The sequence below is a fragment of the Mycobacterium sp. genome, from assembly GCF_049278535.1.
Lineage (GTDB): Bacteria > Actinomycetota > Actinomycetes > Mycobacteriales > Mycobacteriaceae > Mycobacterium.
The window spans coordinates 1-7,068 of sequence record NZ_JBAPMI010000314.1 but is presented as its reverse complement, the minus strand read 5'-3'; the positions used below and the strand labels follow the sequence as shown (position 1 = coordinate 7,068).

Annotated in this window: 4 protein-coding genes and 1 tRNA gene; 3 read left to right on the top strand and 2 right to left on the bottom strand. The window is 67.1% G+C overall.

From position 1 onward, the window contains the following. Nucleotides 1-21: 21 nt before the first annotated feature. A tRNA-Gln gene (locus WAO18_RS20870) sits at nt 22-93 on the bottom strand. Between the two features lie 129 nt (nt 94-222). On the opposite strand from WAO18_RS20870, the gene WAO18_RS20865 reads away from it, so the two are divergent. Beyond that, nucleotides 223-816, top strand: a complete 594-nt coding sequence (locus WAO18_RS20865; protein WP_422208136.1) for a TetR/AcrR family transcriptional regulator — start codon at nt 223-225, stop codon at nt 814-816. Between the two features lie 61 nt (nt 817-877). On the opposite strand, the gene lysA is transcribed toward WAO18_RS20865, so the two are convergent. Further along, complete coding sequence (gene lysA, locus WAO18_RS20860) at nt 878-2,224, bottom strand: diaminopimelate decarboxylase (protein WP_422208135.1); 1,347 nt, start codon at nt 2,222-2,224, stop codon at nt 878-880. A 107-nt stretch (nt 2,225-2,331) separates the two neighbouring features. On the opposite strand from lysA, the gene mfd reads away from it, so the two are divergent. After that, complete coding sequence (mfd, locus tag WAO18_RS20855) at nt 2,332-5,964, top strand: transcription-repair coupling factor (RefSeq protein WP_422208134.1); 3,633 nt, start codon at nt 2,332-2,334, stop codon at nt 5,962-5,964. A 9-nt stretch (nt 5,965-5,973) separates the two neighbouring features. Next, nucleotides 5,974-7,038, top strand: coding sequence for a nucleoside triphosphate pyrophosphohydrolase (locus WAO18_RS20850; RefSeq protein ID WP_422208133.1), 1,065 nt, complete (start codon nt 5,974-5,976; stop codon nt 7,036-7,038). The last annotated feature ends 30 nt before the right edge of the window (nt 7,039-7,068 follow it).

The window sequence follows — 7,068 nt, the reverse complement described above, 5'->3', positions numbered from 1 at the left end:
GGGGTGATGGGGCTCACGAAGCTCCGTCGCCAGGACTCGAACCTGAACTGTCTGAACCAAAATCAGAAGTGCTGCCGATTACACCACGACGGATCGTTACGACCAGCGGTTAAACCGCGTCCACTCTAGACGACCGTGTAGGCCGATTGCGGAGCGCAGGCGCGGGCTAACCTGTTAGGCGTGGCCGCGCCAGACAAGGAAACGCGGGCGCCCCGCACCAGAATGACCGGTAGCGAGCGCCGCCACCAACTCATCGACATCGCACGCTCGCTTTTCGCCGAGCGAGGCTACGAGGGAACCTCGATCGAAGAGATCGCCCTTCGCGCCAACGTCTCCAAACCGGTCGTCTACGAGCACTTCGGCGGCAAAGAAGGTCTGTACGCGGTAGTCGTCGACCGGGAGATGTCGGCGCTGCTGGACGGCATCACATCGTCGCTGACCAACAACCGGTCGAGGGTGCGGGTCGAGACCGTCGCGCTGGCGCTACTGACCTATGTGGAGGACCACACCGACGGTTTCCGGATCATGATCCGTGACTCGCCGGCCTCGATCAGTTCCGGCACCTACTCCAGCCTGCTCAACGACGCGGTCAGTCAGGTCAGCTCGATCCTCGCCGGCGACTTCGCGCGTCGCGGCCTGGACTCCGACCTTGCCCCGCTCTACGCCCAGGCGCTGGTCGGATCGGTGTCGATGACCGCACAGTGGTGGCTGGACACGCGCGAGCCCAAGAAAGAGGTCGTCGCCGCCCACCTGGTCAACCTGGTGTGGAACGGCCTGACCCACTTGGAAGCCGACCCGCACCTTCAGGACGAGTAGCAGGCCTAGTCTCGATCGCGGTGAGCTGCTGCGCCCCGCTTCGCGGCGCTGACACTCACCACTAGCCTCGATCGCGGGACAGCAAGTCGGCCGTTGTTTCGCGGCGAACCAATTCGCGGGGCCGACCGTCCCTGACCGCGATGAGTGGCGGCCGGCCGACCATGTTGTAGTTCGACGCCATGCTGTGGTGGTACGCGCCGGAACAGGCCACCGCGAGCAGGTCGCCCGGGTGCACGTCGGCCGGGAGCTCGACGTCGCGAGCGATCTCGTCGCCTGATTCGCAGTGCCGTCCCGCGACGGTGACCTGTTGCTTCGGTGCTAGAGAATGGCGATTGGCAAGCGCGACAGTGTATTTCGACCCGTACAATGACACCCGGGGGTTGTCGCTCATCCCCCCGTCGACGGCCACGAAGGTGCGTCCGCCAGGCTGTGTCTTGACGCCGCGCACCTGATACACCGTGACACCGGCCCGCGCGCTGATGGCCCGGCCGGGTTCGACGACGATGGTCGGGCGCGGGAATTGCTCGGCGCCGCATGCCTCGTCTAGGGCATCGGCGATGAGGCGGGCCAGCTCATCAACGCTCAGCTCGGGGTCACCGGCAAGATATGGAACCCCATGGCCACCACCGATATTGAGCTCGGTCAGGATGACGCCGTGTTGCGCGCGGACGTCGGCCATGGCGGCAATCATCCGGCGGATCGCTTCGCCGTAGATCGCCACATCGGTGACCTGGGAGCCGAGGTGACAATGCAATCCGATCAGTCGCAAATTCGGTTGCGAGAGAACTCGTGCGACGGCATCGGCGGCATGGCCGCCGTCGAGGGTGAAGCCGAACTTCTGGTCGCTGATCCCGGTGGTCACCGCGCGGTGACCGTGAATGTCGAGGTCGGGTGTCACCCGGATCAGCACTCGCTGCGGCCCCTCCGCCAGGCCGGCGAGGTCGGTGATTTCGATGCTCGAATCCAGCACGATGCGCCCGACCCCGAATCGGACCGCGGCGCGTAAATCGTCCTGCGACTTGGCGTTACCGTGCATGACGATGCGCGCCTTTTCCACGCCACCGGCCATCGCGATGGCCAGTTCGCCGGCCGAGCAGACGTCGATGCCGAGCCCCTCTTCGTGCGCCCAGCGCGCCACCGCGATGGTCAGCAGGGACTTGCCGGCGTAGAGCACCTCGGTGTTGCCCAGCGCGGCCCGATAGCTGCGAGCGCGGCTCCGGAAGTCGGCCTCGTCGATCACATAGGTGGGGGTGCCGAACTCTTCGGCGATAGCGGTCAGGGGTACGTCGCCGATGCAGAGACGTCCGTCGTCGTCGGAATGGGCGGTCAGTGGCCAGATCGCCGGGTGGAATCGCGGCGAAGCCGCGAGGCCTATGGAAGGCAGGATGTCCGGCAAAGTCGATGTCATCACTCCAGCCTGCGCGCGGTTCCACGGGATGCCACTTCCCTTACGGATCCTTGACGGCGCTCGGCCAGAAATTGACGACGGTGGGCCCCCATACAATGGAAGGCATCATGACCGCACGGGGGCCAGAAATCACAGATACCCCGATCGCGGGGCTTGTCGAGCTGGCGCTGCGCGCTCCTACGCTGCAGCGACTCGTCGACCTGGCTGCCGGTCAACCCGACGAATTGGCGTTGGTGGGCCCTGCCAGCGCACGGCTGTTCGTCGCCTGTGCGCTGGCCCGCCGCGGGCCGCTGCTGGTCGTCACGGCCACCGGCCGGGAAGCCGACGACCTTTCGGCCGAGCTGCGGGGGGTTCTCGGCGATGCGGTCGCGATGTTCCCGTCGTGGGAGACGCTGCCGCACGAGCGGCTCTCGCCCGGCGTCGACACCGTCGGCGCCCGGATGATGCTGTTGCGCCGGCTGACCCATCCGCAGGACGGCCGGCTAGGCCCCCCGCTGCAGGTGGTGGTCACCGCGGTTCGCTCGCTGCTGCAGCCGATGGCCTCGCGGCTCGGTCTTGCCGAACCCCTCACGCTGACCGTGGGCGACGGGCTGGCCTTCGAAGACGTCATCACCCGGCTGGTCGAGCTGGCATACACCAGGGTGGACATGGTCGGCCGGCGCGGCGAATTCGCGGTCCGCGGCGGCATTCTCGACATTTTCGCCCCGACCGCCGAGCACCCGGTGCGGGTGGAGTTCTGGGGCGACGAGGTGACCGAGATGCGGATGTTCTCGGTCGCCGACCAGCGGTCGATTCCGGAGATCAGCGTCGACAACCTGATCGCGGTCGCCTGCCGCGAGCTGTTGCTGACCGACGACGTGAGGGGCCGGGCCGCCGAGTTGGCCGGACAGCAACCGACGCCCGAACGCGGCGTGACCGGCGGCGTCGGCGACATGCTGGCCCGGCTCGCCGAGGGCATTCCGGTGGACGGCATGGAGGCACTGCTGCCGGTGCTGCGGCCCGACGACGTGACGCTGTTGACCGATCAGTTGGCCGACGGCACACCGGTGCTGGTCTGCGACCCGGAGAAGGTTCGCACCCGCGCGGCCGACCTGATCAAGACCGGCCGCGAATTCCTGGATGCGTCCTGGTCGGTGGCCGCCGTCGGCGGCGACTCCCCGATCGATGTCGAGCAACTCGGCGGATCGGGATTCCGCGAAATCGACGAGGTGCGCGATGCGGCGCGGTCCTCCGGGCACCCGTGGTGGACCCTGAGCCAGCTTTCCGACGAGTCGGCGATCGAGCTCGAACTGCGCGCCGCGCCGTCCGCCCGCGGCCATCAACGCGACATCGACGAGATCTTCGCGATGCTGCGCGCGCACGTGGCGACCGGCGGGGCCGCCGCCGTCGTCGCACCGGGCACAGGAACCGCGCACCGCGTCGTGGAGCAGTTGGCCGAATCCGAAACGCCGGCAACGATGTTGGAGCCGGGAGCCGAGCCCAGGCCCGGCGTGGTCGGGGTGCTCAAGGGTCCACTGCACGACGGTATCGTGTTGCCGGATGCGGGGTTGGTGATCGTCACCGAAACCGACCTGACCGGGAACCGGGTGACCGCAACCGACGGCAAACGGCTGGCCGCCAAGCGCCGCAACACCGTCGACCCGTTGGCTCTGACCGCCGGCGACCTAGTGGTGCACGATCAGCACGGCATCGGCCGATTCGTGGAGATGACCGAACGCACGGTCGGCGGCGCCCGGCGTGAGTACCTGGTGCTGGAGTACGCGTCGAGCAAGCGGGGACAAAGCGAGTCCGACAAGCTCTACGTGCCAATGGATTCCCTCGACCAGCTGTCGCGCTATGTCGGCGGCCAGGCGCCGGCGCTGAGCCGGCTCGGCGGCAGCGACTGGACCAACACCAAAACCAAGGCACGCAAGGCGGTCAGGGAGATCGCGGGCGAACTGGTGGCGCTCTACGCCAAGCGGCAGGCGAGCGCGGGACACGCGTTCGGGCCCGACACCCCGTGGCAGGCCGAAATGGAGGACGCGTTCGGCTTCACCGAAACGGCCGACCAGCTGACCGCGATCATCGAGGTCAAAGCCGACATGGAGAAGCCGGTGCCAATGGACCGGGTGATCTGCGGCGACGTGGGCTACGGCAAGACCGAGATCGCCGTTCGTGCGGCATTCAAAGCGGTGCAGGATGGCAAGCAGGTGGCGGTGCTGGTGCCCACCACGTTGCTGGCCGACCAGCATCTGCAGACGTTCACCGAACGGATGGCAGGCTTCCCGGTCCGGATCAAGGGCCTGTCGCGATTCACTGATCCCGCTGAATCCCGTTCTGTCATCGAGGGTTTGGCCGACGGAACGGTGGACATCGTGATCGGAACCCATCGGCTGCTGCAGACCGGGGTGAGCTGGAAACACCTCGGCCTGGTGGTCGTCGACGAGGAGCAGCGCTTCGGCGTCGAGCACAAAGAGCACATCAAATCGCTGCGCACCCACGTCGACGTGCTGACGATGAGCGCGACCCCGATCCCGCGCACCCTGGAAATGAGTCTGGCCGGGATCCGCGAGATGTCGACGATCCTCACACCACCCGAGGAGCGCTACCCGGTGCTCACGTACGTCGGGGGGCACGACGACAAGCAGATCGCCGCCGCGTTGCGCCGGGAGTTGCTGCGCGACGGGCAGGCGTTTTACGTGCACAACCGGGTCAGCTCCATCGACGCGGCCGCGGCGCGGGTCCGCGAATTGGTGCCGGAAGCCAAAGTCGCCGTCGCGCACGGTCAGATGCACGAGGACCTGCTGGAAACCACCGTCGAAGGGTTCTGGAATCGGGAGTTCGACATCCTGGTGTGCACCACGATCGTCGAGACCGGCCTGGACATCTCCAACGCCAACACGCTGATCGTCGAGCGTGCCGACACCTTCGGTCTGTCGCAGCTGCACCAGCTTCGCGGCCGGGTCGGCCGTAGCCGGGAACGTGGTTACGCCTACTTCCTGTATCCGCAGCAGACGCCGCTCACCGAGACCGCCTATGACCGGTTGGCGACGATCGCCCAGAACAACGAGCTGGGTGCCGGGATGGCGGTGGCGATGAAGGACCTGGAGATCCGGGGGGCCGGCAATGTGCTGGGCGCCGAGCAATCCGGGCACGTCGCCGGTGTCGGCTTTGACCTGTATGTCCGACTGGTCGGCGAGGCCGTCGAGGCGTATCGGGCCGCGGCCGACGGGCAGACCGTGGTCAGTGCCCAGGAGCCGAAAGAGGTGCGCATCGACCTGCCGGTGGATGCACACCTTCCGCCGGACTACATCCCCAGCGACCGGCTGCGGCTGGAGGGCTACCGGCGGCTGGCCGCTGCGGGCGACGAGTCCGAAATCGACGCTGTCATAGAGGAACTGACCGACCGCTACGGCGCGCTGCCCGAAACCGCCGAACGGCTCGTCGCGGTCGCGCGGCTTCGACTGCTGTGTCGCGACGCGGGCATCACCGAGGTCTCGGCGGCCTCGGCGGCGACGCTGAGAGTGGCGCCGATGGCGCTGCCGGACTCCGCCCAGGTTCGGTTGGCCCGCCGGTACCCGGGTGCGCGGTACCGCGCCACCACCTCGACTGTCCAGGTGCCGATACCGCGGGCCGGTGGTGTCGGCGCACCGCGGATTCGCGATCTCGAGCTGGTGCAAATGGTGGCTGATCTGGTGTCGGCGCTGCATGGGGGAGAATCGAGCAGGATCGGTTCACGGGATGCGGCAGGCGCCGGGTGAGGAGGGGCAATGACTGTGGTCTTGGTCGACCCGCGCCGCCCGTCGCTGTTGCCGGTGGAAGCCATCGGACTGCTCGCCGGTGAAGTGCAGTACACCGAGGAGATGCCGGTCGCTGTGCCCTGGACGCTGCCGGCGGCACGCCCGGCGCACACCGGCGACGATGCTCCGGTGTTGCTGTCCTCGGACCCTGACCACCCGGCTGTCACTGCGAGGTTGGCCGCAGGGGAGCGGCTGATCTCGGCGCCGGGGCATCAGCCCGGGGAGCGCTTGGTGGACGCCGTCGCAATGATGGACAAACTGCGCACCGCCGGGCCCTGGGAAAGCGAGCAGACTCACGACTCGCTACGCAAGTTCCTGCTGGAGGAGACCTACGAGCTTTTCGACGCGGTGCATAGCGGCGATACGGATGCGCTGCGGGATGAGCTCGGTGACGTCTTGTTGCAGGTCCTCTTTCACGCCCGCATCGCTCAGGACGCGTCCAGCCATCCGTTCACCATTGACGATGTCGCCGACGCGCTGCTGCGAAAGCTCGGCAACCGGGCCCCGGGAGTTCTTGCCGGAGAGTCGATTTCGCTGGACGAGCAGCTGGCTCAGTGGGAGCAACGCAAAGCTCTGGAAAAGCCGAGGAATTCGGTTGTGGACGATGTGCCCACCGGTCAGCCGGCATTAGCGTTGGCGCACAAAGTAGTCCAGCGGGTCACCCGGGCCGGGTTCCCGTCGGATCTGATCCCGACGGACATCACCTCGATCACGGTGACTGCCGATGTTGACGCCGAAAATAACTTGCGGACAGCCGTATTGGAATTCATGGATATCGTCCGGGCCGTTGAGAAAGCAGTCGCCGCGGATCGCCGGATTGCGGATGTGCCCGCGGAGCTCGACGTTGCCCCGGTCGGCACGATCACCGAAGAAGAATGGCGCGGCTGCTGGCCGTCGTCCGCCGATTCCGAACTCGAGCCCGCCGCGGAGCCCGAAGATGCCGCCGCCGCGCCTGCCGAAGATGCCGCCGCCGCGCCTGCCGAAGATGCCGCCGCCGCGCCTGCCAAGCCCACAAAAGGCAAAAAATCGAATTAACGCCTGGGAAAGCAACTGCTGGTGCGGTGA